Here is a 25,981-nt window from a genome sequence, read left to right on the forward strand (position 1 = left end):
GCATTCCAGGTTGGTCATGGAGCTCAGAACCAACCAGGAGTGCACGTCCCGGCAGAACGGTGCGAAAATAGGACCATGCGACAGACACGTCCACCACTCGTCGGCCGTCTTCTGGACCTGCTCCCGCAGCCAGCCTCCCCCTGGACAGACACCGAGGACACCGGGACGCGGCCCGTCGTCCTGGTGCACGGAACCGCCGGGAGCCGGGACAACTTCGAGAAGATCGTGCCCGTGCTCCGCGAGACCGGACGCCCGGTCCTGTCCGTCTCCTACGGGCACCGCGGCACCCGGGGACTACGCGACTCACTCGGCGAGGTCGTCGACCAACTCGCCGAGATCACCGGACGTGCCGGCGCCGTGGACCTGGTGGGACATTCCCAGGGCGGACTTCTCGCACTCGCCGCCACCGGGATCCTCGAGGACCGTACCGGTGGCAGCAGCAACGACAATGACGACAACACTATCGTCCGCCACGTCGTCGGTCTCGCGGCGGACTTCCGCGGGGTGGGGAGGCCGTGGTTCCGCCCACCGGAGTCGCGGATACTCCACCGCATCGACCAGGCGTTTCTCCCGGCGCTCGCAGACCAGCTCGCCGGGTCCCCCGCCCTGGACGACGTCCTCCGTCATACGGTGCGCACGGACGTGCCGGTCACCCAGATCATCACCCGGGGAGACCGGATCGTCCCGGAGGCACGTGCCCGCGCCCTCGTGGCCCCTGACCCGTTGACCGGTCTTCCTGCCCACCCGGGGCCGGTGCAGGTCGTCACGATCCAGGACCGTTTTCCGGACGCCCGGATCAGCCATGCGGTGATCCCCCACCACCGCGTTGTCGGCACACTCATCGCCGAAGCCCTGGCCGCAAATGTCACCCGCCCCAGGAATCGCGACCGGAATCGCGACCAGACTTCCGTCCGTCGTCCTCAGGTTCCGTAGCCTCCCCAGGTGCATCGGCCGCATCGGCTGCTTCGGCTGCGTCGCTGTCCGACCCGCCGACGTCACCGGACTCAAACTCCGCGTCCGGTTCCTCGTCGGGTTCCTCATCCTGCTCCTCGTCATCCCGCCACACCGGCAGCAGGATCCGGAAGGTCGTGCCTTCGCCCAGTTCGCTCTCCACGGTGATCGTGCCGTTGTGCAGCTCGATCAGACGCTTGACGATAGACAGGCCCAGACCCGAGCCGCCTGAGGCCCGGGACCGTGACACGTCCGCCCGGTAGAACCGTTCGAACAGGTGCGGGACATCGTCGGCGGAGATACCGTCGCCGTCGTCGATGACCTCGACGGCGACCATGTCGTCGTCCGGCCGGCTCAACCGGACCGTGACGGTGGCGTCCTCCCCGGCGTGCCGCATTGCATTGGTCACGAGGTTGCCGACGACCTGGTGCAGGCGGGCACTGTCACCGACGGTCACGGGCACCGACCGGGTCTCGTTACGCACACTCACCGACCGTCCCGGGAAACCTACCCGTGCGTTCTCCGCCGCGGACAGGCAGATCTCCAGCATGTCCACCGGATCCTCGCGCATGGGGCGCCCCTCGTCCATGCGCACGAGGGTGAGCAGATCCTCCACCAGCAGACTCATCCGTCCTGCTTCGGCGGAGATCCTGTCGATGACCATGTCCGGGTTGTCGGTGGCACCGGACCGGTACAGGTCGGCATAGCCGCGCACGCTGGTCAGCGGGGTCCGTAGTTCGTGGGAGGCGTCGCCGATGAAACGGCGCATCGACGCCTCGGCCTCCCGGGCCTGTCGCTCCGAATCATTGACCGCGATGAACGCCCCCTGGATCTGGGCGAGCATCCGGTTCAGCGCGACGGACAGACGCCCCACCTCCGTCTTCGGCGACCAGTTCGGGACTCGCTGGTCCAGGTGACCGCGGGCGATCCGTCCTGCCGTCTGTTCCACCTGGTACAGCGGCTGCAGGGCACGTCGGACGAGGAAGAGGCTGGCCGCGGTGACCGAGGCGAGGATCAGCAGACTGATGATGATGAGCATCGTCGTCATGCCGCTCATGATCTTCGACTCGCCGTCCATCGGCAGCGCGAAGACGGTGACCCCACCGTCCTCGTTGGTCACCGCCGCCGCACGCCACGGTGCCGGCGAGGCGGAGTACGTCGCCGCCGGGACAGTGACCGGACGCGTCGGCTCGGTGATCGACGAGACGTCCGGCAGGGAGTCGTTGACGCTGTTCGGGCCGGTGGTCTGGCACGCGTCGCCCGGCAGACCCCAGTACATCTTGGACGGGGGACGCTGCAGCCGCAGCTGGTCGTGGGACTGGTAGGTGTTCCGGCAGGGGGACTCGGTGACACTCGCCGCCCAGGTCGCACTCTCCTGGAGCTGTTCATCCACCCGCTCAGTGAGGAACCGCTGCATCATGCCGGTCACCACCGTGCCTGACACGGTGAGCCCCAGCGCCGTGAGCACCGCGATCACCAGCACCAGGGACACCCGGAGCGGGTAGTGGGACAGAAAAACCCCCGGGTACTGTCGGCTCGCCCGCCGGGCGCCGGCTGTCATCCTGCCCGAACCTGCCATCAGCTACGCGGCAGCCTCAGGACGTACCCCACGCCGCGCACGGTGTGGATCAACCGCGGATCCTGGGTGTCGATCTTGCGGCGCAGGTAGGAGACGTAGGATTCGACGACATTGCCGTCGCCGCCGAAATCGTACTCCCACACGGCGTCGAGGATCCGGGACTTCGGCACCACGACCTCGGAGTTGACGAGCAGGTAGCGCAGCAACTTGAACTCGGTCGGAGACAGGTCCACGACCTTGCCCGCCTTGGTGACCTCGTGCATGTCGTCGTTGAGGGTGATGTCGGCGTAGGTGATCAGCGAGGAGTCGTCGTCCTCCGCGGGCTGCACCCGGCGCAGGATCACCCGCAGGCGGGTGATCACCTCCTCCAGGGCGAAGGGTTTGGTGACGTAGTCGTCCGCGCCGATCGTCAGGCCGTGGATCCGGTCGTCCACGCCGTCCTTGGCGGTGAGGAACAGCACGGGTGCCTCATGCCCGTCCTCCCGCAGTTTGTTGAGCAGTGTGAAACCGTCCATGCCGGGCATCATCACATCGAGGATGAACGCGTCGGGACGGAAGGTCTTGGCGATCTCGCGGGCCGTCGCACCGTCTGCGGCGGTCTTGACCTCGAAGTCCTGGAACTCCAGACGGGCCTTGATCAGGTCGGCGATATTGGCCTCGTCGTCGACGACGAGGACCTTCACCGGCTGTGCGGCGTGGGCACCGTGCGCACTGTGGGCGTTGTGGGCACTGTGCGCACCGTGACCGGAGTTACTGGAATTGTTCGACAGAGGCACGTTCATATCTCCCTAGTCTGCCCCGGGAATCCGGGTTTTTCATGCTGGGCACATCCAGAGTACCTGTGACTTCGGTAGGCTTTCGGTGATCACCACCCGACACGCGCCCGAATACACGCCCGGGTAAAAGTGGCTCGACGACGTTGCCAGAGGATAGGATAGCTCCCGTGAACATTCGGAGAACACCTGCACACCACAGCGGCCCCACCCGCACCATCCGTCGTCGGGTCGCCGCCCTCGGCATCGCAGCGGTCGCAGCCGTCGGCATCGGCGGAGCGGGCATCGCCCCGGCCACCGCCGCGCCGAGCATCCCCAACCTGCCCGCCGTCGGCGACATCGCACTGCCCGGACCGGACGAGATCAACGACATGGTCCGCGACGGTGTCCTTGACGCGCACGACGCGGCACTGCTGCAGGCCGGCAAGGTCCCCGAGCAGTTCCGCGACGCCTATGAAAAGGGCGTCCGGGACCTGGCCGACCTCGTCGCGCCCGGTGCCGTCCAGGAACGTCAGGACGAGCGGGACGCCGCCGAGCGTGCCGCCGCTGCCGCCCGTGCCGAGCGCGAGGCACGCACCGCCGCCGAGCAGCGTCGGGCCAGCACCGAGAACACCCCGTGCCCGGCATCCGCCCGCGTGTGCGTCGACATCGACGGCAAGCGCACCTGGCTGCAGCAGAACGGCGACACCTCCTACGGCCCGGTGAGCATGTCCCCGGGCAAGCCGGGCCAGGACACCCCGCGTGGCAACTTCACTGTGCAGTACAAGGTGAAGGACGAGATCAGCCGCGAGTTCAACAACGCCCCGATGCCCTACGCCGTCTACTTCACCAACAACGGCCACGCCTTCCACCAGGGCACCCTGGACACCCAGTCCGCCGGTTGCGTCCGGATGAACAACCAGGACGCGGTCACCTACTTCAACGCCCTCAACCCGGGCGACCAGGTGTTCATCTACTGATGACCGGTTCCGTGTCCCCGGAACAGTCCCCCGGCCAGTCTCCTGACCTGCGCTTCCGGCCTGCCGTCGACGGCGACCGGGAGTTCCTGCGGGCCCTCTACATCCTCACCGACCAGTGGGGTGACGAGGAGCAGCCCGTCAGCGAGGGGATCGACGAGGAACTCGAGGTGTATGTGGACCGGTGGACTCCGGACCAGCCCGCGGTCATCCTCGACGACCTCAGCAGCGGGACGCCGACGCCGGTTGGCGGTGCCTGGCTGCGCACCTTCACCTCTGACGCGCCGGGGGCGGGTTTCGTCTCCGACGACATCCCGGAGGTCGCCATCGCGCTGCGTCCGGAGTTCTCCGGGCACGGACGTGGCACGGCCCTGATGTCCGAGATGCTGGAGACCGCCCGTGCCGCGGGCTTCCCCGGCGTCTCGCTCGCCGTGGACCTGGGCAACGACCGTGCCCGCCACGTCTACGCCAAGCTCGGCTTCGTCGACAGCACCGTCAACGGTGGTCTCGACCCGAGCGGCCACTGCCACGTGATGGTCCACCGCTTCGACTGATCCTGGTCACTGCATTCTCCGCGCTGATCAGGCACATCGGCACCCCCACCCCGGGCGTGGTCGTCGACCCCGCGTAGTAGAGGTTCGACACCGTCCGCGACCGGTTGGTCCCACGCATGAACGCCGACTGCGTCAGCGTGTGTGCCAGCCCCAACGCCCACCCGCGCCAGGAGTTGTAGCGTTCGGCGAAGTCCGCCGGGCCCAGCGTCCTGCGGACGACCACCCGGTCGACCAGGTCGGGCACCCCCGCCCGCTGCGCGATCATGTCCAGCGTCACATCGGCGATGGCGTCGATGTCGCTGCTGCCCATCGACGGGTCGCAGGCTGCGGGGACAAGGACGAAGAGATTCTCGTACCCCTCCGGTGCTGCGTCCGGGTCGGTCGCCGAGGTCCGGGAGACGTACACCGACCGCGACGCCTTGTGCCCGGGCCCGCCCGGAACAGTGTCGAACACCGCGGCGAAGTCGGGCGTCCAGTCCTCGCTGAAGATCAGGGTGTGGTGCGCCAGCTCGCGGAGTTCGCCCTCCACCCCGAGCATCACCACCACCGCACCGACACCGGGGTCCGCACCACGCCAGCGTCGTTCCGGGTAGGTCTGCAGTCCGTCCGGGAGCAGTCCGGTCTCGGTGTGGTGCAGGTCGGCGGCGCTGACGACCACGTCCGCAGGGATGAACTCCTCGCCGGCGGACGTTCTGACATTCACCCCCAGAGCTCGCGCGGAGGACACCGCGGCGACGGCGCGGCCCACCCCCGGTATCTGCCGCAAGGGGTTCGCCCGGTCACGGTCGGTGACGATTCCGGTGACGTCCGCCCCGGTTCGGATGTCCACCCCGTTGGTGACGGCCAACTGTCGCAGTGCCTCCACCACCGCAGCGAAACCGCCCGAGGGGTACTTGACGCCCTGGACCAGGTCGGTGAAACTCATCAGCTGGTACAGGGCGGGAGTCTGGGACGGCCGCGACGAGAGGAACACCGCCGGGTAGCTGAGGATCTGGCGCAGACGACGGTCCCGGAACCTCCGGTTGACCAGGCCTTCCAGTGATCCCGCGAGGAGCCGGACCAACCGCACCGCGCGCCGCGCCACCTCGGGGCCGAGGAACGGGGCAGGTGAGGTGAAGCCGGTGTAGAGGAACCGGTCCACGGCGATGCGGTAGGTGTCTCCGGCTTCCGCGAGATAACGCCTGATCTCCGCGCCTGCCCCGGGTTCCAGTGACTCGAAGAGTTCGGCGACCGCGTCCTCCCCCACCGGCACGTCCACCGGGTCCAGTCCCTCGGGAAGCAGGCGGTATCCCGGCGACAGCTCCCTGAGATCCAGCTGCTCGGAGGTGGAGGTGCCCATCAGCGAGAAGAAACGGTCGAAGGCTTCGGGCATCAGGTACCAGCTGGGGCCGGTGTCCCACCGGAACCCCGGCGCGTCGTCGACGGTGAGGGTGCCCGCGCGTCCTCCCACCGTGTCCCCGCGTTCCAGCAGAGTGACCTCATAGCCACGCCGGGCCAGCAGCCCGGCGGTGGACAGCCCTGCGACGCCGGCACCGATGACCACGGCCCGTCGCCCACCGGTCATCGTCGGCTCCTGGTGATCTCCCGGACGGTCAGCGCCGCCTTGACCGGGGCGGGCACCCGGACCCGGGTGTGTCGGAGCTGGTGCGGCGGAGTGCGCCGCAACCGCGCGGACAGTTCCTCGTAGAGTGCCGCTGCGGCCGCCACCCCCACCCGGCAGCCCGCCGGCAGGGACGGGACACGGAGACGTCCGGCGGCGATGCCCGCGTCCACCTCGTCCAGGACGCGGTCGCGGATCTCGGCTGTCAGCGGACCGTCCTGCAGGTCCGGCAGGTAGCACCGCCCCAGCTCATCCCGGTCGTCGCCGAGGTCCCGCAGGAAATTGACCTTCTGGAACGCCGCACCCAACGCCGCGGCGCCCTCCGCCAGCCAGGCACGCTGTGCGGCGGGCACCGGGTCCGCGTGCGCGAGAAAGATGTCGAGGCACATCAGGCCGATGACCTCGGCCGAGCCGTGGATGTAGCGGGCCAGGCTCTCCTCGTCGTGCACGTCCCGGACGATGTCGCTGCGCATCGAGGCGAAGAAGTCCCTCATGTGTGCCGGGTCAATCCGGCACCGTACCGACGTGGCCGCCCACGCATGCAGCACCAGGTCGGTGTGGAACCCTGTCTCCGGTGCCGCGAGCACCTGGGCCTCGTAGGCGTCCAGGACCGCGCGGGGGTCGGCGTGTCCCGCGGCCGCGCCGTCGACGATTTCATCGGCGATACGCACCACGGCGTAGAGGTTGCGGACGTCCTCCCGGACACCGTCCGGCAGCAGGCGTGTGGCCAGGGAGAACGACGTGGAGTAACGGCCGATCACGGTGGCGGAGACACGCTCGGCGAGGGCCGCGTACATCCCGGCGGCGGTGCTGCGGCGACTGCGAGTGTTCATCGACAGACAGCGTACCCGCACGCACCCGTGTGCCCGGTATGTTCACCGAGGCAATAGTCTGTGGGGTATGGCCACCACGACACGGGACGACACCGCCCGACTCACCGGCATCTACCGCGGCCCCACCCTCGCCTGGGCGTTCTGGGACTGGGGGTCCGCCGCCTTCAACGCGGTGCTGGTGACCTTCATCTTCTCCGTCTACCTCACCGACTCGGTGGGAGACTCCATCGACGGCGGCTTCGGCGACGCCATCAGCCCGGCCACCTGGTACGGGTGGGCGATGGCGCTCGGTGGGGTGACGATCGCCCTGATCGCGCCGGTGATGGGACGACGCTCCGACGCACGCGGGACGCGCCGCAGGTCGGTGACACTGTGGACCCTGGTCACCGTCGGGCTGATGCTCAGCCTGGTCGGCATCGGTGACGACGCCCCCGGGTACTTCTGGGCCGGCATCGTCATCATGGGTGTGGCGTCGGTGACCTTCGAGTTCGCCGAGGTCAGCTACTTCGCCATGCTCTCGCAGGTCTCCACCCGGGAGAACGTCGGACGGGTGTCCGGCTTCGGGTGGTCGATGGGGTACTTCGGCGGCATCGTCCTGCTGCTGGTCTGCTACCTCGGCTTCATCGCCGGGGAGGGGGACACCCGCGGGCTGCTCGGCGTCCCGGTGGAGGACGGGTGGAACGTGCGCATCGTCGCCGTCATCGCCGCGGTCTGGTTCCTGGTCTCGGCGATCCCGGTGATGCGCAGGGTCCCGGAGAACACCCCGGACCCCAGTGCAGCGACGTCCTCGGTGAAGGAGTCCTACCTGGGGTTGTTCCGTGACATCGCCTCCCTGTGGCGTACCGACCGGTCGGCGGTGTGGTTCCTCATCGCCTCGGCGGTGTTCCGCGACGGGCTGGCCGGGGTGTTCACCTTCGGTGCCGTACTGGCGGTCTCGGTGTACGGGCTGAGTCCGGCCGATGTGCTCCTCTTCGGCGTGGCCGCCAATGTCGTCTCCGCGATCGGCGCGCTGGCCTGCGGTTACCTGGACGACAGGGTCGGCCCGAAACCGGTGATCATGGTGTCGTTGATCCTGCTGGTGGTCGATGCGTTCGTCCTGTTCTTCGTGGACGGCCCGGCCATGTTCTGGGTCTTCGGCCTGCTGCTGTGCATGTTCGTCGGGCCCGCGCAGAGCGCCTCGCGCTCGTACCTGACGCGGATCTGCCCGGAAGGTCGTGAAGGCCAGATGTTCGGCCTGTACGCCACCACCGGACGCAGTGTGAGCTGGATGGCCCCGGCCGCCTTCGCGGTGTTCACCGGCCTGACCGGTGATGACCGCTTCGGGATCATCGGTATCGCCGTGGTGCTGCTCGCCGGCCTGCTGCTGCTCACCAGGTCGAGGGGTACCGATACCCCCACCCGGTAATGTACGGTAAGCCTCAACTTATTTCTAGGAGGCTTACCGTGAGCAAGGGGTTCCAAGGCGCCGTCCTGCACGGCCTCGGCGCGAAAGACCACGTCCTGACCGTGACAGACACCGAGTGGCGGACCAGCAACATGCTGCGCGTGACCTTCCGGTCCGACACGATCCTCTCCGCCGACGGGGAGGCACCCGCGGCGTGGATGAGGGCCTGGTTCCCCGATCCGGACGGCGGCTCCAAACAGTTCCAGCGCGGCTACACCTTCGCCGAGACCGATCCCGCCACCGGACGCCTGGCGGTCGACTTCGTGATCCACCACCCGATGGGACCCGCGTCCTGGTGGGCACAGAACTGCCGGCCCGGTGACACCATCGAGGCGACCCGATACGGCGAGACGGACTTCACCCTCCTCGATCCCCCACCCGCCGGCTACCTCCTGCTCGGCGACCTCGCGTCCTACCCGGCGATCACCCAGCTGGCCGCGGCCGTCCCTCCCGAGGTGCCCGTGGTGGTCTACCTCGAGAAGCACAGTGACGCCGACGAGGAGGCGCCCCTGCCCGAGGGCCCGAACATCACCTCGGCCTGGGTGGAATCCTTCCCGGACGGCCAGGGCCTCGCCCAGGCCATCAGCGGCGGAGACTGGGAAGGGTGGTACGCGTGGGTCACCGGCGAGGTCACCGCCACCCGGCACGCCAAGACCGTGCTGCAACGCGACGCCCACCTGAACCGCGGCACCCTGCACGCCCAGGGGTACTGGGTGGCCGGGCGTGCCATGGGCAAGTCCCGCGTACTCCAGGAAGCGGCCGAAACAGCGGCCCCGGCAGCCGTGAATGCCGCCGATACTGCCGATACTGCCGATACTGCGGCAGCACCGACGTCCGACCCGACACCACAGAAGAAGCCCTCTGCCGGTGTGCTCGCCCCGGCGAAGGTACCGATGATCATCGCCGGGGTCTTCCAGACCCTGCTGTCGGTCCTGGGCATCGTCCCCTTCATCCTCTTCGCCGAACTCTGCCGCCAGCTCCTCGACGGTGCCGACCGCGACACCGTGCTGGGGACCGGGGTGGCAGCGCTGGTGGTCATGGCGGTCTCCGCGCTGGGCACCACACTGCTGATGCTGGCGATGCACCTCTACGACGCCAGCTACTCCGCCGCACTACGCCGACGGCTGATGGACAAGCTCGCCCGACTTCCCCTGGGGTGGTTCACCGGCAGACGGAGCTCTGACGTCCGCACGCTCGTCGCCGACGACGTCGCCGGAATGCACTACATCGTCACCCACGCCGTCCCCGATCTCGTCGCCGCCGTCGTCACGCCGCTGGCGGCGCTGATCTACCTCTTCACCGTCGACTGGTGCCTGGCGCTGGTCCTTCTCCTGCCGATCGCGGCGTTCATCGCCGTGATGGCGACGATCCAGAGCCGGGAACGCGACCGGGTGGTCATCTCCCAGCGCAACATCTCCACCGTCACCGGACAGTCGCAGGCCTTCCTCGCGAACCGCGACGTCTCCCGGGTGTTCGGCGAGAGGAGCATCGTCGACCTGCCCGGCACCCTGCGCGAGGTCGGCGCCTTCGTCGACAAGCTGCAGAAGGACACCGGTGCAGCGAAGATCATCGCCGTGATGATCAACCGGCCCACCACCGTGCTCGGGCTCCTGGTCGTCGCCACCTGGTTGCTCATGATCCCCGGCTGGGTCAGCGTGTCCGACGCGATCCCCTTCCTGGTGCTCGGCCCGTCCTTCGGCGCCCAGCTGGTGGCGATCAGCGGTGGGATCGGAAATCTCCTGGTGTCGCTGGACGGACGCGCTGGCCTGGACCTGGCATTGACCACCCCGGAGCTGCCGGGACCGGCCAACCGTCCCGCCCCGGTCGGCCATGTCGTCTTCGACCGCGTCCGCTTCGGCTACACCCCTGACCGTGAGGTCCTCCGGTCCTTCTCCCTCACCCTCGAACGCGGGATGGTCACCGCCGTGGTCGGCCCGTCCGGCGCCGGGAAATCGACGGTCGGCGCGCTCCTCGCCAGACTGTGGGACCCCCAGAGCGGTTCCGTCAGCATCGACGGCACCGACGTCCGCGACATGACCCAGGACGAGCTCTACGCCACCGTCACCATCCTGTTGCAGGACGTGCAGCTGATCCACACCACGATCCGCGACAACATCGCGCTCACCGCACCCGACGCCACCGACGAACAGGTGGTCACCGCGGCACGTGCGGCGAACATCCACGACACGATCCTGGAACTGCCCGAGGGCTACGACACCGTCATCAGCGGCGACCGGCTCTCCGGTGGGGAGCGTCAACGCATCGGCATCGCCCGGGCGCTGCTCGCCGACACGCCCGTCGTCGTCCTGGACGAAGCCACCGCCTCCGCCGACCCCGACAGTGAATGGGCCATCCTGACCGCCCTGGACACCCTGCTGAAGGGACGCACCGTCCTGATGATCGCACACCGGCTGCACACCGTCGCCGACGCCGACCGCATCGTCGTGATGGACCGCGGACGCATCACCGAGAGCGGTCGCCACGACGAACTCATCGCCGCCGACGGTGCCTACGCCGCGCTGTGGGACGCCCACCAGACCAGTACACACTCGACACCGGAGGCCCGCTGATGCTCACCAGGATCCGTACGATCAGCGGCGGCGGCCGCGACTTCCGCCTGTTCGTCCTGCTCACCGTCCTGTCCGCCGTCATTCAGGCGGCCGCGGTACTCGTCCTGTTCCCGCTGCTCGACGACCTGTTCGGTGGCACACCGGTCGACGCGTGGCCGTGGGTACTGGTCATGGTCGCGCTGATCGGTGCGGCCTGGGCCCTCGACATCCTCGCCGCACACAAGGGACTGGCTGTCGGCCTGTCCCTGATGCACGCCATCCAACGCCACACCCCCGCCGCCATCCTGTCGTGGCCCACGCCGGCGATCCCCCGGTCGAAGGCCGCACGACTGCGCACCCTGCTGGCCACCGGGGCCGTCGAGGTGACCTCGGCACCGGTCCTCATGGTCGGGCCCGTGGTCACCGCCGTGGTGTTCACCGCCGCCCTCGGCGTGGGACTGCTCTTCTTCACCGTTCCCCCTGCTGTGGTGACCCTGGTCGGCGGGGTGCTGATGATGCTCGCCCTGGTGCTGTCGAGCAGACTCGTCACCCGCGCCGACGAGGAGTTCGCCGCCGCCAACGAGAACCTCGACGACCGCCTCATCGACTACGCCCGGGCCCAGCCGTCGCTACGAACCGCGCGCCGGGTCTCTGCGGGAGCACGCCTGGTTGACGAGGCGCTGGTGTCCGCACGTCGGCGGACGTTGCGCCTGCTGTTCTGGCAGGTGCCCGGCGAGATCCTGTTCAGTGTGGTGCTCCAGGCCGTCCTCATCGGCTACGGACTCACCGTGTGGCTGGCCTTCGACAACGGCACCCTCAGCGCGGTCTCCGCGGCCGTGACCGTGATCGTGATGCTGCGCGTCGTCGAACAGGTCACCGGCCTCTCCCGGCTGTCGGTGGGGATCCAGTCGCTGAACCGGACGCTGGCCGAGGCCGCAGAGGTGGTGACCACTCCGGTGTCCACCCCGTCTGCCGCGTCCCCGACCCCGCCGCAGGTCGACGTGACCGACGTGGACGTGTACTTCCCCGACGGCACCTGTGGGCTCGACGGTGTGAGCCTTGATCTGCGCCCCGGGACCGTGACGGTGGTCGTCGGACGGTCCGGTTCCGGGAAGTCGACGCTGCTGCGCACCCTCGCGGGGCTGGCGACGCCCTCATCCGGTTCGGTGTCACTGGACGGAGCCGCAGCGGGGAGTCCCGAACTGCGCGGCAATGCCACGGTCGTGTTCCAGCAGACTGCGTTGGGAGCGGGGACGGTGAAAGACAACCTGCTGGCCGTCAACCCCGACCTGACGCAGGCGGACCTGGAGCGGTTGGCCGACGCATCCGGACTGCGCGGTGTCCTCGAGGAGATCCCCACCGGCTGGGACACCCCCGTCGGCGAGCTGGGAGACCACCTCTCCGGTGGGGAACGCCAGCGGGTCGGCATCGCCCGTGCCCTGGCGAAACCGTCCCACCTGCTGCTGGTGGACGAGGCGACCTCCGCGCTCGACGCCCACAACGAGGCCGCGGTGGTCGAGTCCATCCGCGCGATCCGTGAGGACTACACCACCGTCATCGTGACGCACCGGCCGTCGACGCTGTCGATCGCCGACACCGTCGTCGTGCTCGACAACGGCCGGATCATAGAACAGGGCACGCCCGCCGAACTCGAGGCGGCGGGAGGCAGCTTCGCCCACCTCCTCGAGGAGTGGCGGAACTCGGCGTCCTGGCGGGTCGGCGGGCGGTGAAAGGGGGCTCAGAGGGGAGGACCGACATGCAAGCGTGCCGGATTCCACCGGACGGCGGCAGCATCGGGTCGATTCCGGCATGCTCCCACGCACCGACACCTATGATGGAGCCTGGAGACGGCAGGGGGTCGTCTCCAGAACCACAGGGGGACACGCATGGCGCCGACCATCGCACGCTTCTGGACGACGCGGGACCTCCGCGCCGTCGGAAAGACACACAATGACATCGCCGGGGCGGTCCGCAGAGGCGAGATCTTCCGCATCACCCGCGACCTCTACTCCACCGAAGAACCCGATGACCTGGTCAAGCTCAAGGCACTTTCCTGGGCACGCCCGGAGATGGTCTACACCGGCGACACCGCCGCCTTCCTGCACGGTCTCGCACCGATGCGCTGGCCCGCCCACGGGCGCGTGCCGAGAACCAGAAGCCGCGACGGCGGTGAACTGCTCACGCTGACCGGTGCGGCGACCCGGCGCACGTGCCGACGGTGGGGTGTGACCACCCTGACCCCACTGGAAACCGCGGCAACCGCCGGCTCCGTGGCTTTAGCGGCGCGACGGGCACTGCTGGAACGCGCCTACTCCGGTGTGAAGGGAAATGACCGGCTCGCCGCCGACATCGCAGCCCTCCCACCGTCGGTACGGGCGAAAGCTACCACCCTGACGGACGGTCTCATCACCGGAGCCGCCAGCGAACTGGAGCTGAAGGCCATCCGCGCCATCGTCGCCGCACTCGACGGACTGGATGTCGAGGTACAGGTCAACGGGATGATCCGTGGTTACCGTTTCGACATCGTCATTCCGGAGGCACGGGTATGCATCGAGATCGACAGCCATCGCTATCACTCGGCCCTCAGGGCACGACAGGAGGACTTCATCAAGGACCGCTGGAAAGGCAATGCCGCAGTCCGGTGGGGGTGGACGCTGCTGCGGTATCCGGATGCGAGCATCGACCATGCACTGGATGAAGTTACGGAGGAGGTCAGGGACACCGTCGTATTCAACCTGGATAACCGGAGGACAAGGAAGATCCGGCAGTATGAGTTACCCACGGACCGGGAGGTATGGCTGTGGCACCCGCTCTTACGCGTCCGGGTCGAGGACGGCTGATGACTGGAGCTGACCAGAGCACGACTAGAGCATCAGCTGCATCAGCGTCATGTCGAGCCACCGGCCGAACTTCGTGCCGACCTGGCGGACCGTCCCGCACTCCTCGAACCCGACCTTGGCGTGCAACCGGATCGAGGCAGTGTTGCCGCCCTCGATCGCGGCGACCATCACATGCTTGCCGTTGTCCCTGGCGTGCTCGATGAGCGCCTGCATCAGCGCGGTGCCCACTCCCCCGGCGCGTCGGTTGCCGTCGACGTAGATCGAGTTCTCCACGGTGTGCCGGAAGCCGTCGTAGTGCCGGAACTCACCGTAGGTCGCGTAACCGAGCAGCGCACCGGCACCGTCCTCGGCGACGAGGGCGCAGGCCCCGGGGACCTGGTAGCGCTGCAGCCAGGAACGGCGGTTCTCCTCGTCGACGATGTCGTCGTTCCACACCGCGACGGTGTTCGCCACGGCGTCATTGTAGATGGCGGTGATCGCGGGGATGTCGGCGTCGGACGCCGCACGGATGTTGATCTCAGTCACACAGGAGAGACTACTTCTTCGGCGCGGCAATCAGCGCGCCGGCGATCGCCGCGATGAAGAGATCCTTCGACAGACCGGTCCCGGCCTCGGACGGGCGGATTCCGTCCTTCCTGGTCATCTGGTCGTTGCGGAAGTAGATGGAGAGGAAGCCCGCGTTGATCGCTCCCAGTGCCAGGCCGGCCAGACGGTTCGAGACGACCGGGGTCAGCAGGGAGGCGCCGACGCCGATCTCCGAGTAGGAGACGACCTTGCTGAAGGTGTCCGGGTCGAGCTTGGTCACCTGGGGCACGCCGGTGGCGGCGAACTGCTGCAGGCCTGCGGCTGCCTCTGTGGGCATCTTGAGCTTGCCGATGCCGGACTGCAGGAAGTAGGCGCCGCTGATGCCGCGGAGGAGAGTGGTCGAGAGGCTCATGGTGGTCCTTACGTGGCCGATAGGAATGTAGTTGATATGACAACTTTTGCCGTCGTTGACTGTACTCCTCCGTCCGACGTGGTGCACGGCCACACAAGCCCCGCCACGTCGCCGACACCTGTCGTCCACGTTCTGTCTGTGTCTCATCCTCCTCCCGTTCACCTCCCGGCCACCGGAACCCGCGAAACCGTCACCGCGCACCCCCGCTATGGTGGACTGGTCACAAAAATGCGTCCTGAGCAGACCATTACGATGGAAAAGCGGCTATCTTCATAGTGAAGCAGCGGGATCAACCCCTGTACTGACACCACCACGGAGAAAACCATGTCGTTCATTCTTGAAATCCAGGAAATCGTGTGGGGCCCGATCAAGGACCTGTACCTCGAGTTCACCGCCGGCCTGCCTGTCTTCAACATCCCGCCGCTGGGCTCGTCGTTCGGCGACATCAGCGTCGACCTCGGATCCTCCGGACTCGGTTCCTCTTTCGGTGACGCCAACCTGGGTTCCACCGACTTCGGTTCCACTTTCGGCTCCACCAACGGCGACCAGAACCTCGGTTCCTCCGGCCTGCAGCTGCCGCCCCTCGGTTCCTGAGAGACGGTCTGGGACTGGCCCCGGGGAGTCAGTCACCAGTGGCGACGCCGGTGAAATCACTGACCTTTCCTGAGCCACCGAAGATCCAGGAGACCAGAATCGCTCCCGGGTCCACCACGCCCTGGGACGCCGCACCGACGTAGCTGGCACGGCCTTTCTTCGCGACCATCTCGCGAGTCCGCTCGGCGCCCTCGGCCGCTGCGGCGTGGCAGGCCTCCAGCGCATCGCTGAAATCGGTGTGCTCCGCGTCGAGTTCCGCGGCAGCGTCGGCAGCGGGGATCAGGGCATCGATCAGCGTATTGTCCCCCTGTTCCGCCCCACCGAGATCCGTGATGGCCCGGTGTGCCGCCTCGAGCCCGGAGGCAAGCCCGGCAACCGGGGAGTCCGCCTGCCCCATGGCGGTGCCGAGCTCGCGGAACAGTGTGCCGAGCACCGCCCCCGAGGTACCTCCCGCGCGAATCAGCAGACGGTGCCCCAGAGCCTCCAGCACCTCGGCGTCCGTCCCCCGCAACGGGAGGGAGAGTCCTCCGAAAGCGGCGTCCATGTTCTGACCGAAGTCGCCGTCGCCGGCGAGACGGTCGAGCTCGGTGAGGTCGTCGGTGGCACCCTGCACGCGCCCGACGAAGTCGCTGAGCCAGCGGTTCTCCTCACCGGAGTCCGGCAGATCATCATCGAAGTCCGTCGCTGCCGGGACATACTCCAGGGGCGCGCCGCGACCGCCGAGAACACGGGGCCATCCCGGCGCCGCCGTCGGGGCGTCAAGGAGTTCCACCAGTTCGTCCATGGCGTCCCCCACCGAGGTCAGCGTGAGGGACACTCCCGCCATGTTCACCGACGTGGTGTACGTCCCCACCATCGCCCGGCGGACCGTCACGCCTCTATCGCCGAGTTGCCGCAGGACGGAGCCGAAGACCAGGGACAGTTCCAGCGGCGTCGTCCCGCCGAGGCCGTTGACGAGGCAGACCACCTCGGAACCGTCATGCAGTGCCAGGGCCTCACCGATGCCGTCCAGGAGTCGGGCGACGACCTCGTCAGCGGTCTCCACATCGACACGGTCGACACCGCGCTCGCCGTGAATCCCCACACCGACCTCCATCTTCCCGTCCGGAAGATCGAAGGTGTCGCGCCCGCTCGTCGGAAGATGCCCGGGGGCCAGGGCCACCGCCATGCTGCGCGAGCTGTCCGCCACCCACTGACCGATGTCGGCGACCCGGTCGATGCTGTCGCCACGGTGTGCCGCGGCGCCGGTGGCTTTCTCCACGAGGATCGTGGCACCGGTCCCCCGTCGCCCCGGACCGCCCCCGCCGTTGCCGTCGTCACCGTCGTCACCGTCGTCACCATCAGCGAGGTCGGTCGCCACGTCGTCGTCGACGAGCACGGCCCGAGTGGCGACGTCGTCGAGCGCCTGCCTGGCGACGGTGAAGTTCATGACGTCGCCGGTGTAGTTCTTCACCACGTGCACCACCCCCGCGCCCTGGTCGGCCCAGCGCGTCGCCTCGGCGATCTGCACGGCATTCGGCGAGGTGAACAACAGTCCCGGGCAGACCGCCGCGAGCATGCCGGCGCCGATGAACCCGGCGTGCATCGGTTCGTGCCCGGAGCCGCCACCGGAGATGACGGACACCGCCGGTTCGCCGGACGCGGTGGTCACCGCGGAAGCGCGGCCGATGAAGCCGCTGTCGTGCCATTCTGCGTCCGGATGGGAGGCGATGAAGCCGCCAAGAGCCTCCGAGAGGAAGTCTGAGGGGTTGTTGCGGAAGGAGCGGAGAGGAATCTGCTGGGAGTCAGAGTCAGACATGTCCGCCGAGTGTAGCCGTGTATCGCCGGAGCCTCCGGCCGTGACTGACGTCGTCACGATCGCCGGAAGACGCCTAGGGTGGAGGCCGCTCATCGACCCTCACCAAAGGATGGACGCATGACTGACAAATTGTTCACCAGCCCCGCCCGCTATGTCCAGGGCATCGACCTCATCGACCGGGCCGCCGGGTATCTCCGCCCCCTCGGCACGTCACCGCTGATCATCGCCGACGACGTCGTGTGGGGGATCGCCGGGGAGAAGCTGCAGGAGTCACTCAGCTCGGACGGGCTCGACCCGGCACACGAGATCTTCGGCGGTGAAGCCTCCATGACCGAGATCGACCGGATCACGGAGAAGGCGCGGTCCGGCGGGAACGACGTCATCATCGGGCTGGGCGGAGGAAAGACCATCGACACCGCCCGCGCGGTGGCCGACCACGCGTCCCTGCCCGTCGCGGTGTTCCCCACGGCGGTCTCCGCGGACGCCCCCACCGCCCGGGTGTCGGTGATCTACACCGACGACGGCGTCTTCGACTCCTACCTGTTCTACGACCGTAACCCGGACCTCATCGCCATCGACACCCGCGTGATCGCGAACGCGCCGGTCCGGACGCTGCGTTCCGGCATCGGTGACGCTCTCGCCACCTCCGTCGAGGCACGCGCGGTCAACCGGGCGAACTCTCGTCGGATGGACGACACCGCACGTCCCACCTTGGCCGGGCTGGCACTGGCCGAGAAATGCGAGGAGACGTTGTTCGCCTATGCGCACCAGGCGCTCCGGGACAATGAGGCGCACGTGGTCAGCCGTGCGCTGGAGAACATCTGTGAGGCCAACACCCTCCTGTCGGGCCTGGGCTTCGAGAACGGTGGCCTGGCTGCGGTGCACGCCATCCACAACGGCTTCACGGCACTGGACGGCGACATCCACCACATGACCCACGGCGAGAAGGTCGCCTTCGGTATCGGGGTGCAGCTCATGCTGGAAGGCGCGGCTGAGAGTGAGGCCGACCGGTACATCGGCTTCCTGCAGTCCGTCGGCCTCCCGACGACCTTGGCGGAGATCCACCTGACGGACGCCAGTGACGATGACCTGCGTCGGATCGCCGAGCTGGCCTGCTCCGACGGCGAGACGCTCAAGCAGATGCCCGGCGAGTACACCACCACCGACGTGGTCGAGGCGATCAAGGCCGCCGATCTCTACGCCCGCGGACTGAAGGAGCGCACGGGGCTCTCCTGACGCGCCGGTCCGTCCTGCGTCCGGGCGGGGACGAGTTCCCACCGTGTCGCGCACCGCCAGACCCACTCGACGGGCCCGTACCGGAAGAAGCGCAGCCACACGGCGCTGGCGAGTACCTGCACGACCAGGATCCCGACAGTCGCCACCGGCAGCCACCAGAGGTTGGTCAACTGTGTGTCCGGGAAGACGTGAAGAAGGATCTGCACCACTGCGGAGGCGGCAAGGTAGTTGGTCAGTGCCGTGCGTCCCAGGACGGAGAACGGGGTGCTGACCACGGTGTCCCTGCTACCACAGGCCCGCCAGAGCAGTGACAGCCCGGTGACGACGGCCACTGCGGTGAACAACCCGGCGAAACCGCCCACACGGTCGAGGGCGTCCGGGTCCGGGAGGACGTCAGCGTTCATCATCGAGTTCTGGAGGATGCTGAGCACCGCCCCTGCCACGGCCGACGCCGCGAACACGAACGCGGCGGTGACGACGTCCCGCCGTCGCGTCGATTCGAGCCACTGCGGGAGCCCGAACTGGGCGGCGCCGAAACCGGCGACCATCATCGTCGCTGCAATCAAGGGGCTGTTGCCCCACATCCAGTAGGCCACCAGTGTCCCGACGATGCCGAATGCCAGCACCGGGCCCCTGGGGAGGAACAGGGCCGGCACGACCAGGACCAGTGCGATGACGGCGTACATCGTGAGAATGTCCCCGCTGTACAGCAGGAACAGGTTCAGCAGCCCGATGGGCAACAGCGTCGCGAAACGGCGGACCATCAGCCAGCGGGCCGCGCGGACCGGCATCCTGCGCTGCGTGGAGCTGTAGAGCAGCCACGCGCTGACCCCGAAAAGAAAGGCGAAGATCGGCACGAAGCGACCCTGAATCACCACATCGTAGAAGCGTAGGACGGGGTGGTGCAGGTCAGCGTTCTCCGTCCAGCGGTAGAGCAGGTCGCGGAGGTTGACGAAGAGGATGCCGCACAGTGCGACTCCCCTGAGGACGTCGAGGAAACCGTAGCGTCCGACAGTGACGGTTGGCCCGGTGTCCTGTCCTGCGTGTGGACCGGTCCGGGGTGAGGTTGCTGCCGTGGTCACTGGGGGTCTCCTGACAGGGATGAAGTGGCTGAATCATCCAGAAGACTATTGCTGGCCGGTCCCTCCGGCATCGGTCCACGGACTGATCCTCGCCGGGTTTCGGTCTCCACCCGGGGTATGAGATGCGTCCCACATGACTACCCTGACCTATGTGGACACGTTACGCAGACACCACCTTGCCGCATTCGCTGCTCTCGGTTGTACTGCCGTACTGCTGGCCGGGTGCGCGCAGCAGGACGAGACGCCGACCGAGACCGAGACGGTGATGAACACCGTGACGAACACCGTCGAAAACACGCCGGCACAGGACGACGGCGCGTCGTCGGAGGCGCCTGCCGAGCCCTCCGGCGACGCCACGGCCGATGCCTGCGAGGATGAATCAGTGGATAACCCGCTGACCGGGGAGGAACCGATTCCGGTGCTCGTGGCGGAGGAGGAGACTCCCGACATCTTCTTCCACTACACAGCGACTGACGATCAGACAGACCCCTGTGCTCCCTTGTCCTGGGTGGTGTTGAACGGCGGCAACGGTACAGCTGAGAACTCGAACGGTACGGCGGGAAGCAGTCGCCAGGCCGTCGCACTGTTCGCAGAGGGCGAGCTCGTCACCGAGCCTGCCCCGATTCTCGCCCGGCGTATCGAGTCCGTTGACCGTATCGACGACAGCACAGTACGGGTGAATTACGCCTTCTTCGGTGACGCGCCAGCAGCGGCGGACCAGAACACCCCTGGATCGGCGACTTTTCATTGGGACGGCAGCAGTGTAGAGGTCAGTGACAATACGATTCCCGTTGAACTCAATGAATCTGCTGAGACGCTGGACCTTGGATCTGTGACATAGGAGCTCAGAAAGAAGCGCCATCGGCCCGGGTGACGCAGCAATAATGACGAATAGGGAAAGAAGGAAAACATGCCTAGAATCCTGATTGTCGTCGCCGAACTCGTTATCGCTGTAACGCTCATCGTGTTGTTGAATGTCAGGGGCGGATCGGTCACCACCGATGACGTGACGCGGTGGCTGGATCGCGGCGCAACATGGTCCGTCTACGCTTTTCTTGTCACCTTGGGGCTGATCTTCATACGGAGAAGATACCTGTGGATAGAGGCGATAATCGTCGTCATCACCGTGCCTGTCACGATGTGGGCGTTGACGCCTACACCGGGCCCGGACATCGGCAGGGGTTTCGTGCTGATGCTCATCCCCGGGATCATGATCGGGTCGGCGGTGTCGTTGCTCTACAAGACCGGTTCTCTGGCGTTGTCGTGGGCGAGGAAGCGGAGGGCTCTATGAGTACATCAGGTTCACTGACTTCACCCGCCAAGCCGTGGGTCGGCCTTGCCCTGCTGGTTGCCTCGCTGGCATGTTTGGTGTGGTCGCTGTTTAATCCGTTCGGTCTGGTGCTTTCTGCGATAGTGCTGTACCTGGCTATTCGTACGGCGCGACGCGGCGGTGACAAACTCACCGTGTACTCTGCCTACGCCGCGGCGGCCATCGCCACAGTGACCCTGCTTCTCTTGCTCGTCGGTGGCATCGCGGTCTGGCTGACCACAGCATAAATGGTTCATCACGTGGTTTGCACCCCGGCCGACATGAGGAACAACAGAACGAACAAACTGAAAAGCGCCGGGATGGCGATAATCACGCAGACCGCCGTCCGCTTGAACGGCATGTCAGGGTGCGCTACAGCAGCTGCCACCAGCGATACGATATACAGCAGTATCGCCCACCCTGGATGCCCAGAAAACAGGACGACGATGCTCGCGACAAAAGGAACAATAAACCACAGCGGGTTTTTCGACTGCCGCTGGTTGGCGGGGGTCGCACTGGAGTCCATACCTGGCACGCTACCTAACCTGATCGATCATTTCTCAGTCTCGCCACGCCGGAACACCGCATAGCTGATACCCAGCATCACAGCGACACCCACGACCACAACAAAAGCGGCCAACAGCATTATGACGAGAACCGAGCCATCGACCATGCGCGCAATCGACAGACCGCCAGTCGCCACGATCAGGCCCGCGAGGGACGCATTTGCGCGTGCGAACTTTACGCGGCGTGGGTCCGAATCATAAACCGTTACCTTAATGAAATCGCGAAACGTCGTCATAGCTTTCAACGGTACGGACCGCACTTCCGCAGCCCCTCGAATGAGGGATGTCACGCCTCGACCAGAAGCATGTAGCCAGCCATGAGCAACAGCATTAGCCCGCCCACAGCCTTGATGACGGCGAGGCCCCGGGGCGCCCGCATAATCCAGCCACGTGCCGCCAAAGCACAGACCACCCAGAAAGAATCCACGAGCGGACCGATCGCCAGCGGGAACAACGCCAACCAGATAAATGCTGGGTACGTCGCCACATTCGCAGGCAGAAATCCGGGCACGATGGTGCCGTGCCGAACAAGATCGGCCCCTTGGGGTTCGTGACTCCGACAACGAGACCACTGAAAAAGGCACGTCGGAAACTCGTGGAGACCATCACCGTTTCCTGATCCTGCTCTTCACCTGACCATTCACGACGCGCCTCCCGCAGGTATGCGGCGGCGAGGATGGCAAGGACTGTCACACCGACGAGGACAAGCGCGGTCTGAAGCCAGTCCGTGCGCTGGAGCAGTTCACCCAGGACCAGTACCACGGCTGCTCCAATAGCCGCGAAGCCGACGGCGTTGCCGATCACGCTAAAGAACGCCGCACGGCGACCGGAGGCGAGCGTTTGGCCCACGATGTACAAGTTGCTGGGGCCGGGTACGGCTATCAGGACGAAGACGGTCACGGCGAGTGAAAGCGCAGCGCTGAGCATGCGGGAGACCTCCGAAAAACAGGGAACTACATGGCGCACGGGGTTGTTACACGCGCCATCGCCACGCGCCCGACAGGTGAGTACCTGAAGCAGGAGCGTAGGGGTTCCGTAGGTCCATGACAGTCAGCGTAACCGACCAATCTTTCTGGTTCGCCTAGAATGAAGCGGTACATGACGATGGCACTGAAGGAAGTACTCCGTCCGCCGTGACGCCAGCACCCCGCGCCCAACAGCCCTGGGTGCGGACATGCGCCCCTTAACAAGGATTCGGACGGCAAGGTCGATGACGACGCAGTGCCTGCCACGGCGGAGGACGTCTCGGGCGAAGAGGTCAAAACCGCAGTCATGATCGACGGTGAAGAACACTCGGTGAAGATCTCGGATCCCCGGTTGCTGGAGATGATGAACATCATCGGGGAGGAAGCTACCGAGGAAGAGCCGCTGGAGATTCTGGAGGCGGCCGCCGAGGCCGGCATCGAGTTGGAGAGCTACGGCGAGATGTTGGAGGATCCCACTAAGGCTAAGGCTGGTGATGTTGTGATTTCGACTAAGGGATCGGGCTTCTACCTCGGTAAGGGCGAAGTGCTCCTGGAGAGTGGCGAGGTCGTTCCGCTGAGCGAGGTTCTGGAGCTGCGACCCCCGCAGTCCGGGATCTTCCGCCTGGAGCTCCCCGAACTCCCGGACGAGGTTGACCACGGCGACGGCGAGGAGCCCGAGGAAACCGCCGCCTCCGAACCCTCCGAGGGCGACGAGGCACCACCCACCGAGGAGTCCCCGGCCGGTGAGCCCCCATCGAGCCCACAGCCTCGGCGGCGGGCGGCGCGGCACCGGCCCCGGAGCCTGCACTGGAGCCGGAGGTGCTGCCCGACGCTGGCTTCGAGGCGGGCGAGATGCCGGATCCGGGGATTGCTCCCGAGTTCCAGGACCTCGACGGTGATGGGATCCCGGACGACAACAACGGCAATGGGATCGTGGACTCGGAAGAGCCGCTGCCCAAGGCTGAGGTCCCTGTAGCGGAGGAGCCCGCGCCGGAGGCTCCCGAGGCTCCCGCCCCGGTGGAGGAAGCACCGGCCCCTGCTCCTGAGGACCAGGAGCCCGAGCCCGAGCAGGCCCCCGGGGAAGATACCCCTGAGGCCCCCGAGCCGCTGTTCGAGGGGACCGCGAACCTGGACCTCGACGGCGGTGGACTCCGCGCCAGCGGTTCCGCCACCACCCGCATCTCCGACGTGCCTTTCGAGGGCGAGGCTCTGGGAAGCCAGGAACGGCGCTAACCGTCCCGCAGCGGGGCGGCGTCAGATACTCTGACACTTCCCGCCCGCGCTAGGAAAGGACCGAGATGTCCCTGTTCCCCGGTGTCGTCGTTGGAGTCATCTATGCGTTCGTGATGCTCGCAGCGACGCACGTTCTGCGTCGCACGAAGTTCTTCAAGGGCAACATCACACCGAAAGCGTACCTACGGGCCAGCATGTTCCTGACTCTGGTCGTATGCATCCTCATGATGGTGGTTGAGGACCCCCCGATTACGGGAGCATGGTTGATCCTGTTCTTCATGGGATTCCAGATCATCGCGATTGTGACCTCCTACCTGGCACCAGAAGATCATCGGCAGTGATCGGGTGAGTTCCAAAGGAACCCCGCACATCTCTTTGAACCACGACGGGATTTTGACATGACCATTCCACACGGCCTCATCTTCGGAGGCCTGTACCTGTTCGTGATGCTCATGGCGGTCGTCGGTCTGCGGCTTCTGAGCCGCGCGAAAATCTTCACTGCCACCATCACCGCGAAGACGTACCTACGCGGAAGCGTCCTTGTGGCTCTGGCCTTGTGCGTAGTCGACCTCATTCTCGAGCCGAACCAGGAATCGGGACCCTGGTTGATCTTCTTCCTCCTGGGGTTCCAAATCATCGCGCTTGCTACTTCGTACCTGGAGCCATTCAACCGGCGACCTGCGGCAGCCGAACGGTGACCGAGTGAGATTCAGCGGGATCCGGTAGGGATCCTCTACCCCACAACGTGGAATTTGTACCGAAAGGAGTCTGGAATGGCTGTTCTGGTCGCAATGCCGGGCTTTGTCCTCGGGCTCGGGTATGCGGGTGCCATGCTCTTCCTGACGCTCGTCCTTGGCCACACGAAACGCTTCGTGGGAAGCATCACCCCTGTGGCATACCTCCGGGTCAGCATGTTCCTGGCCCTGGCCCTGTGCACACTTCTTCTGATCCTTGAACCGGACCAGACCTCGGGAGGATGGGCCGTACTTATCCTGGCGGGATTTCAGATCAGCGTGCTCCTCACGTCCTTCTTCCCACCAGAAAAGCACGAGGCGACCTACCCCCTTCCAGAAGAGCGGGACTGACCCCCACAGCTCCCACAGCCCCGCCAAGTCCCAACGGACCTCGCGGGGTTTCGGCATGTTCGGGGCCGCACTCCCCGGCCCCCTCACCCTGGGGGACACGGAAACTCCGTTAGATAGCCTAGGGGTATGGATGTTCGAAAGGTCGTCGTCCCGCTGCTCTTCCTTGCGGTCATCGGGGTCATGCTGCCCATCGCCATACCCGGCACCAACTGGCTGGGCGTCGCGGGCTGGGCGGTGGCGCTGGTGGCGCTGATCGCCGCGCTGTGGGTTCTGCTGCGGCACAACAGGAGCGAGAATCGCCGGAACTGGGCCTGAGCGGCCCGCTGCGCTGTTTAGCTATCACCATTCAGGGCCTCACAAAGGCCGTAAGGGCGCGGGGGAAGACGAGAAGGACACCATCCCCCGCCGCCTGGTGCTCCCACGCTTCGCCGAAGAGGAGCTGCGGGAATGGCAGCGGCTCCAGCCCGAGAGCCCCGGCGGGTGGATGTGGCCGACCGCGTATGCCAAGCCGGTGGGGAACGGCAGCCGTTGTCCGCGCCTGGAAAAGCGTCCGCCTCGACGTCGAGGACCGGGACGGCGAGGGCGCGGCGGACGACTTCCCCGCACGGAACCACGTGATCCGCGCAACAGCTATCACGTGGGTGGCGAACGCTCCCGCCGCCGAGAGCGGCGGGTTGGACGCGGCGTCACGCTTCGCGGGCCACCGCCGCGGCGGGGTAACAGAGCGCTACTACATGCTCCCCGAGCTCGTTGACGCGTCCGCCATTCTGCAACGCCGTTGGGCCGCCGGAGCGAACCAAAACTAGCGCAATTCTAGCGCTTACGCTTTGCAAGTCTCCGGGACCTTTTGCACCTATGCAGGTAGTTGAGCTGGAGACGAGACTTGAACTCGCAACCTACGGTTTACAAGACCGTTGCGCTACCGATTGCGCCACTCCAGCGGAAACCGACGGTGCATCAGCACCGCCCACGGTGTCGCCACCGGGTTTCAGCCGACGACTCTATCAGCAGCGCAGCCCCCTGATCGAATCAGGATCATCTACCGTAGAGTGTGGCCGGGAAGAACGATCGACAGCACCAGGCTGGTGAGAGAACGG

Annotated in this window: 30 protein-coding genes and 1 tRNA gene; 19 read left to right on the forward strand and 12 right to left on the reverse strand. The window is 66.6% G+C overall.

Features of this window, described 5'->3' with window-relative positions; all coding sequences use genetic code 11:
* Positions 1 to 75: 75 nt before the first annotated feature.
* A complete protein-coding gene (locus tag FS507_RS09820; RefSeq protein WP_145942617.1) occupies positions 76 to 933 on the forward strand; it encodes an esterase/lipase family protein in 858 nt (285 codons plus the stop codon).
* Here the strand turns inward: FS507_RS09820 and FS507_RS09825 are convergent.
* Positions 866 to 2,512: a sensor histidine kinase gene (locus FS507_RS09825; protein WP_260853288.1), complete on the reverse strand. Its 1,647-nt coding sequence runs from the start codon at positions 2,510 to 2,512 to the stop codon at positions 866 to 868. The two genes, FS507_RS09820 and FS507_RS09825, sit on opposite strands and share 68 nt — an antisense overlap.
* A 17-nt stretch (positions 2,513 to 2,529) precedes the next feature.
* Positions 2,530 to 3,312 (reverse strand): response regulator transcription factor, encoded by a 783-nt coding sequence (locus tag FS507_RS09830; protein WP_145942619.1) that lies wholly within the window; start codon positions 3,310 to 3,312, stop codon positions 2,530 to 2,532.
* Positions 3,313 to 3,473: 161 nt separating this feature from the next.
* On the opposite strand from FS507_RS09830, the gene FS507_RS09835 reads away from it, so the two are divergent.
* Positions 3,474 to 4,262: a L,D-transpeptidase gene (locus tag FS507_RS09835; protein ID WP_186314633.1), complete on the forward strand. Its 789-nt coding sequence runs from the start codon at positions 3,474 to 3,476 to the stop codon at positions 4,260 to 4,262.
* On the forward strand, positions 4,262 to 4,813 hold the full coding sequence (locus FS507_RS09840) for a GNAT family N-acetyltransferase (RefSeq protein ID WP_145942620.1): 552 nt from the start codon (positions 4,262 to 4,264) through the stop codon (positions 4,811 to 4,813). The genes FS507_RS09835 and FS507_RS09840 overlap by 1 nt, the downstream gene beginning before the upstream one ends.
* Here the strand turns inward: FS507_RS09840 and crtI are convergent.
* Complete coding sequence (gene crtI / locus FS507_RS09845) at positions 4,755 to 6,377, reverse strand: phytoene desaturase family protein (protein WP_145942621.1); 1,623 nt, start codon at positions 6,375 to 6,377, stop codon at positions 4,755 to 4,757. The two genes, FS507_RS09840 and crtI, sit on opposite strands and share 59 nt — an antisense overlap.
* Positions 6,374 to 7,246: a squalene/phytoene synthase family protein gene (locus FS507_RS09850; protein WP_260853289.1), complete on the reverse strand. Its 873-nt coding sequence runs from the start codon at positions 7,244 to 7,246 to the stop codon at positions 6,374 to 6,376. Before FS507_RS09850 ends, crtI begins: the two co-directional genes overlap by 4 nt.
* A gap of 67 nt (positions 7,247 to 7,313) precedes the next feature.
* Between FS507_RS09850 and FS507_RS09855 the strand changes: the two genes are divergently transcribed.
* The 4 genes from FS507_RS09855 to FS507_RS18490 all read left to right on the forward strand — a co-directional run bounded on the left by FS507_RS09855 (position 7,314) and on the right by FS507_RS18490 (position 14,079).
* On the forward strand, positions 7,314 to 8,651 hold the full coding sequence (locus FS507_RS09855) for an MFS transporter (RefSeq protein ID WP_145942622.1): 1,338 nt from the start codon (positions 7,314 to 7,316) through the stop codon (positions 8,649 to 8,651).
* A 38-nt stretch (positions 8,652 to 8,689) separates the two neighbouring features.
* Positions 8,690 to 11,260 (forward strand): ABC transporter ATP-binding protein/permease, encoded by a 2,571-nt coding sequence (locus FS507_RS09860; protein ID WP_145942623.1) that lies wholly within the window; start codon positions 8,690 to 8,692, stop codon positions 11,258 to 11,260.
* Positions 11,260 to 12,969, forward strand: coding sequence for an ABC transporter ATP-binding protein (locus FS507_RS09865; protein ID WP_145942624.1), 1,710 nt, complete (start codon positions 11,260 to 11,262; stop codon positions 12,967 to 12,969). The genes FS507_RS09860 and FS507_RS09865 overlap by 1 nt, the downstream gene beginning before the upstream one ends.
* A 156-nt stretch (positions 12,970 to 13,125) precedes the next feature.
* Positions 13,126 to 14,079, forward strand: a complete 954-nt coding sequence (locus tag FS507_RS18490; protein ID WP_260853290.1) for an endonuclease domain-containing protein — start codon at positions 13,126 to 13,128, stop codon at positions 14,077 to 14,079.
* Between the two features lie 24 nt (positions 14,080 to 14,103).
* Here FS507_RS18490 and FS507_RS09875 read toward each other — a convergent pair whose 3' ends face one another.
* Positions 14,104 to 14,604, reverse strand: a complete 501-nt coding sequence (locus FS507_RS09875; protein ID WP_313958075.1) for a GNAT family N-acetyltransferase — start codon at positions 14,602 to 14,604, stop codon at positions 14,104 to 14,106.
* 10 nt (positions 14,605 to 14,614) lie between these two features.
* Entirely contained in the window at positions 14,615 to 15,016 is a 402-nt protein-coding gene (locus FS507_RS09880; RefSeq protein WP_075816417.1) for a hypothetical protein, read from the reverse strand.
* A gap of 324 nt (positions 15,017 to 15,340) precedes the next feature.
* Between FS507_RS09880 and FS507_RS09885 the strand changes: the two genes are divergently transcribed.
* On the forward strand, positions 15,341 to 15,610 hold the full coding sequence (locus tag FS507_RS09885; protein ID WP_145942625.1) for a hypothetical protein: 270 nt from the start codon (positions 15,341 to 15,343) through the stop codon (positions 15,608 to 15,610).
* A 28-nt stretch (positions 15,611 to 15,638) separates the two neighbouring features.
* On the opposite strand, the gene FS507_RS09890 is transcribed toward FS507_RS09885, so the two are convergent.
* Positions 15,639 to 17,408 carry a dihydroxyacetone kinase family protein gene (locus tag FS507_RS09890; protein WP_186314634.1) on the reverse strand — a complete coding sequence of 590 codons (1,770 nt, stop codon included), beginning with the start codon at positions 17,406 to 17,408 and terminating at the stop codon, positions 15,639 to 15,641.
* A gap of 117 nt (positions 17,409 to 17,525) precedes the next feature.
* Between FS507_RS09890 and FS507_RS09895 the strand changes: the two genes are divergently transcribed.
* Entirely contained in the window at positions 17,526 to 18,644 is a 1,119-nt protein-coding gene (locus tag FS507_RS09895) for a glycerol dehydrogenase (protein WP_145942626.1), read from the forward strand.
* Here the strand turns inward: FS507_RS09895 and FS507_RS09900 are convergent.
* Positions 18,605 to 19,726, reverse strand: a complete 1,122-nt coding sequence (locus tag FS507_RS09900) for a DUF418 domain-containing protein (RefSeq protein ID WP_145942627.1) — start codon at positions 19,724 to 19,726, stop codon at positions 18,605 to 18,607. The genes FS507_RS09895 and FS507_RS09900 overlap by 40 nt on opposite strands.
* Before the next feature lie 133 nt (positions 19,727 to 19,859).
* Here FS507_RS09900 and FS507_RS09905 point away from each other — a divergent pair, with 133 nt between their 5' ends.
* From FS507_RS09905 to FS507_RS09915, 3 genes are all read left to right on the forward strand, one after another.
* The gene (locus FS507_RS09905) at positions 19,860 to 20,567 is read left to right on the forward strand and encodes an LppP/LprE family lipoprotein (RefSeq protein WP_145942628.1); all 708 of its coding nucleotides are present in this window, start codon (positions 19,860 to 19,862) and stop codon (positions 20,565 to 20,567) included.
* 69 nt (positions 20,568 to 20,636) lie between these two features.
* On the forward strand, positions 20,637 to 21,017 hold the full coding sequence (locus FS507_RS09910; protein ID WP_145942629.1) for a hypothetical protein: 381 nt from the start codon (positions 20,637 to 20,639) through the stop codon (positions 21,015 to 21,017).
* Positions 21,014 to 21,283: a hypothetical protein gene (locus FS507_RS09915; RefSeq protein WP_145942630.1), complete on the forward strand. Its 270-nt coding sequence runs from the start codon at positions 21,014 to 21,016 to the stop codon at positions 21,281 to 21,283. Before FS507_RS09910 ends, FS507_RS09915 begins: the two co-directional genes overlap by 4 nt.
* 8 nt (positions 21,284 to 21,291) lie before the next feature.
* Here FS507_RS09915 and FS507_RS09920 read toward each other — a convergent pair whose 3' ends face one another.
* The 3 genes from FS507_RS09920 to FS507_RS09930 form a co-directional block, all read right to left on the reverse strand.
* Positions 21,292 to 21,561, reverse strand: coding sequence for a hypothetical protein (locus FS507_RS09920; protein ID WP_145942631.1), 270 nt, complete (start codon positions 21,559 to 21,561; stop codon positions 21,292 to 21,294).
* A gap of 27 nt (positions 21,562 to 21,588) precedes the next feature.
* The gene (locus FS507_RS09925) at positions 21,589 to 21,837 is read right to left on the reverse strand and encodes a hypothetical protein (RefSeq protein WP_145942632.1); all 249 of its coding nucleotides are present in this window, start codon (positions 21,835 to 21,837) and stop codon (positions 21,589 to 21,591) included.
* 94 nt (positions 21,838 to 21,931) lie between these two features.
* Entirely contained in the window at positions 21,932 to 22,528 is a 597-nt protein-coding gene (locus tag FS507_RS09930; RefSeq protein WP_145942633.1) for a LysE family translocator, read from the reverse strand.
* Positions 22,529 to 22,822: 294 nt separating this feature from the next.
* Between FS507_RS09930 and FS507_RS09935 the strand changes: the two genes are divergently transcribed.
* From FS507_RS09935 to FS507_RS09965, 7 genes are all read left to right on the forward strand, one after another.
* Positions 22,823 to 23,542, forward strand: coding sequence for a hypothetical protein (locus FS507_RS09935; protein WP_145942634.1), 720 nt, complete (start codon positions 22,823 to 22,825; stop codon positions 23,540 to 23,542).
* On the forward strand, positions 23,500 to 23,799 hold the full coding sequence (locus tag FS507_RS17600) for a hypothetical protein (RefSeq protein ID WP_186314635.1): 300 nt from the start codon (positions 23,500 to 23,502) through the stop codon (positions 23,797 to 23,799). The genes FS507_RS09935 and FS507_RS17600 overlap by 43 nt, the downstream gene beginning before the upstream one ends.
* A 65-nt stretch (positions 23,800 to 23,864) precedes the next feature.
* Positions 23,865 to 24,140 carry a hypothetical protein gene (locus FS507_RS09945; protein ID WP_145942635.1) on the forward strand — a complete coding sequence of 92 codons (276 nt, stop codon included), beginning with the start codon at positions 23,865 to 23,867 and terminating at the stop codon, positions 24,138 to 24,140.
* A 57-nt stretch (positions 24,141 to 24,197) separates the two neighbouring features.
* The gene (locus FS507_RS09950) at positions 24,198 to 24,497 is read left to right on the forward strand and encodes a hypothetical protein (protein WP_145942636.1); all 300 of its coding nucleotides are present in this window, start codon (positions 24,198 to 24,200) and stop codon (positions 24,495 to 24,497) included.
* A 75-nt stretch (positions 24,498 to 24,572) separates the two neighbouring features.
* The gene (locus tag FS507_RS09955; protein ID WP_145942637.1) at positions 24,573 to 24,884 is read left to right on the forward strand and encodes a hypothetical protein; all 312 of its coding nucleotides are present in this window, start codon (positions 24,573 to 24,575) and stop codon (positions 24,882 to 24,884) included.
* A 126-nt stretch (positions 24,885 to 25,010) separates the two neighbouring features.
* Positions 25,011 to 25,199: a hypothetical protein gene (locus tag FS507_RS09960; protein ID WP_145942638.1), complete on the forward strand. Its 189-nt coding sequence runs from the start codon at positions 25,011 to 25,013 to the stop codon at positions 25,197 to 25,199.
* A 185-nt stretch (positions 25,200 to 25,384) separates the two neighbouring features.
* On the forward strand, positions 25,385 to 25,690 hold the full coding sequence (locus tag FS507_RS09965; protein ID WP_145942639.1) for a hypothetical protein: 306 nt from the start codon (positions 25,385 to 25,387) through the stop codon (positions 25,688 to 25,690).
* A 62-nt stretch (positions 25,691 to 25,752) separates the two neighbouring features.
* Here FS507_RS09965 and FS507_RS09970 read toward each other — a convergent pair.
* Positions 25,753 to 25,825: transfer RNA gene (locus tag FS507_RS09970), tRNA-Thr, on the reverse strand.
* Positions 25,826 to 25,981: the final 156 nt, after the last annotated feature.

This window comes from Corynebacterium glyciniphilum AJ 3170 (assembly GCF_007673095.1).
GTDB lineage: Bacteria > Actinomycetota > Actinomycetes > Mycobacteriales > Mycobacteriaceae > Corynebacterium.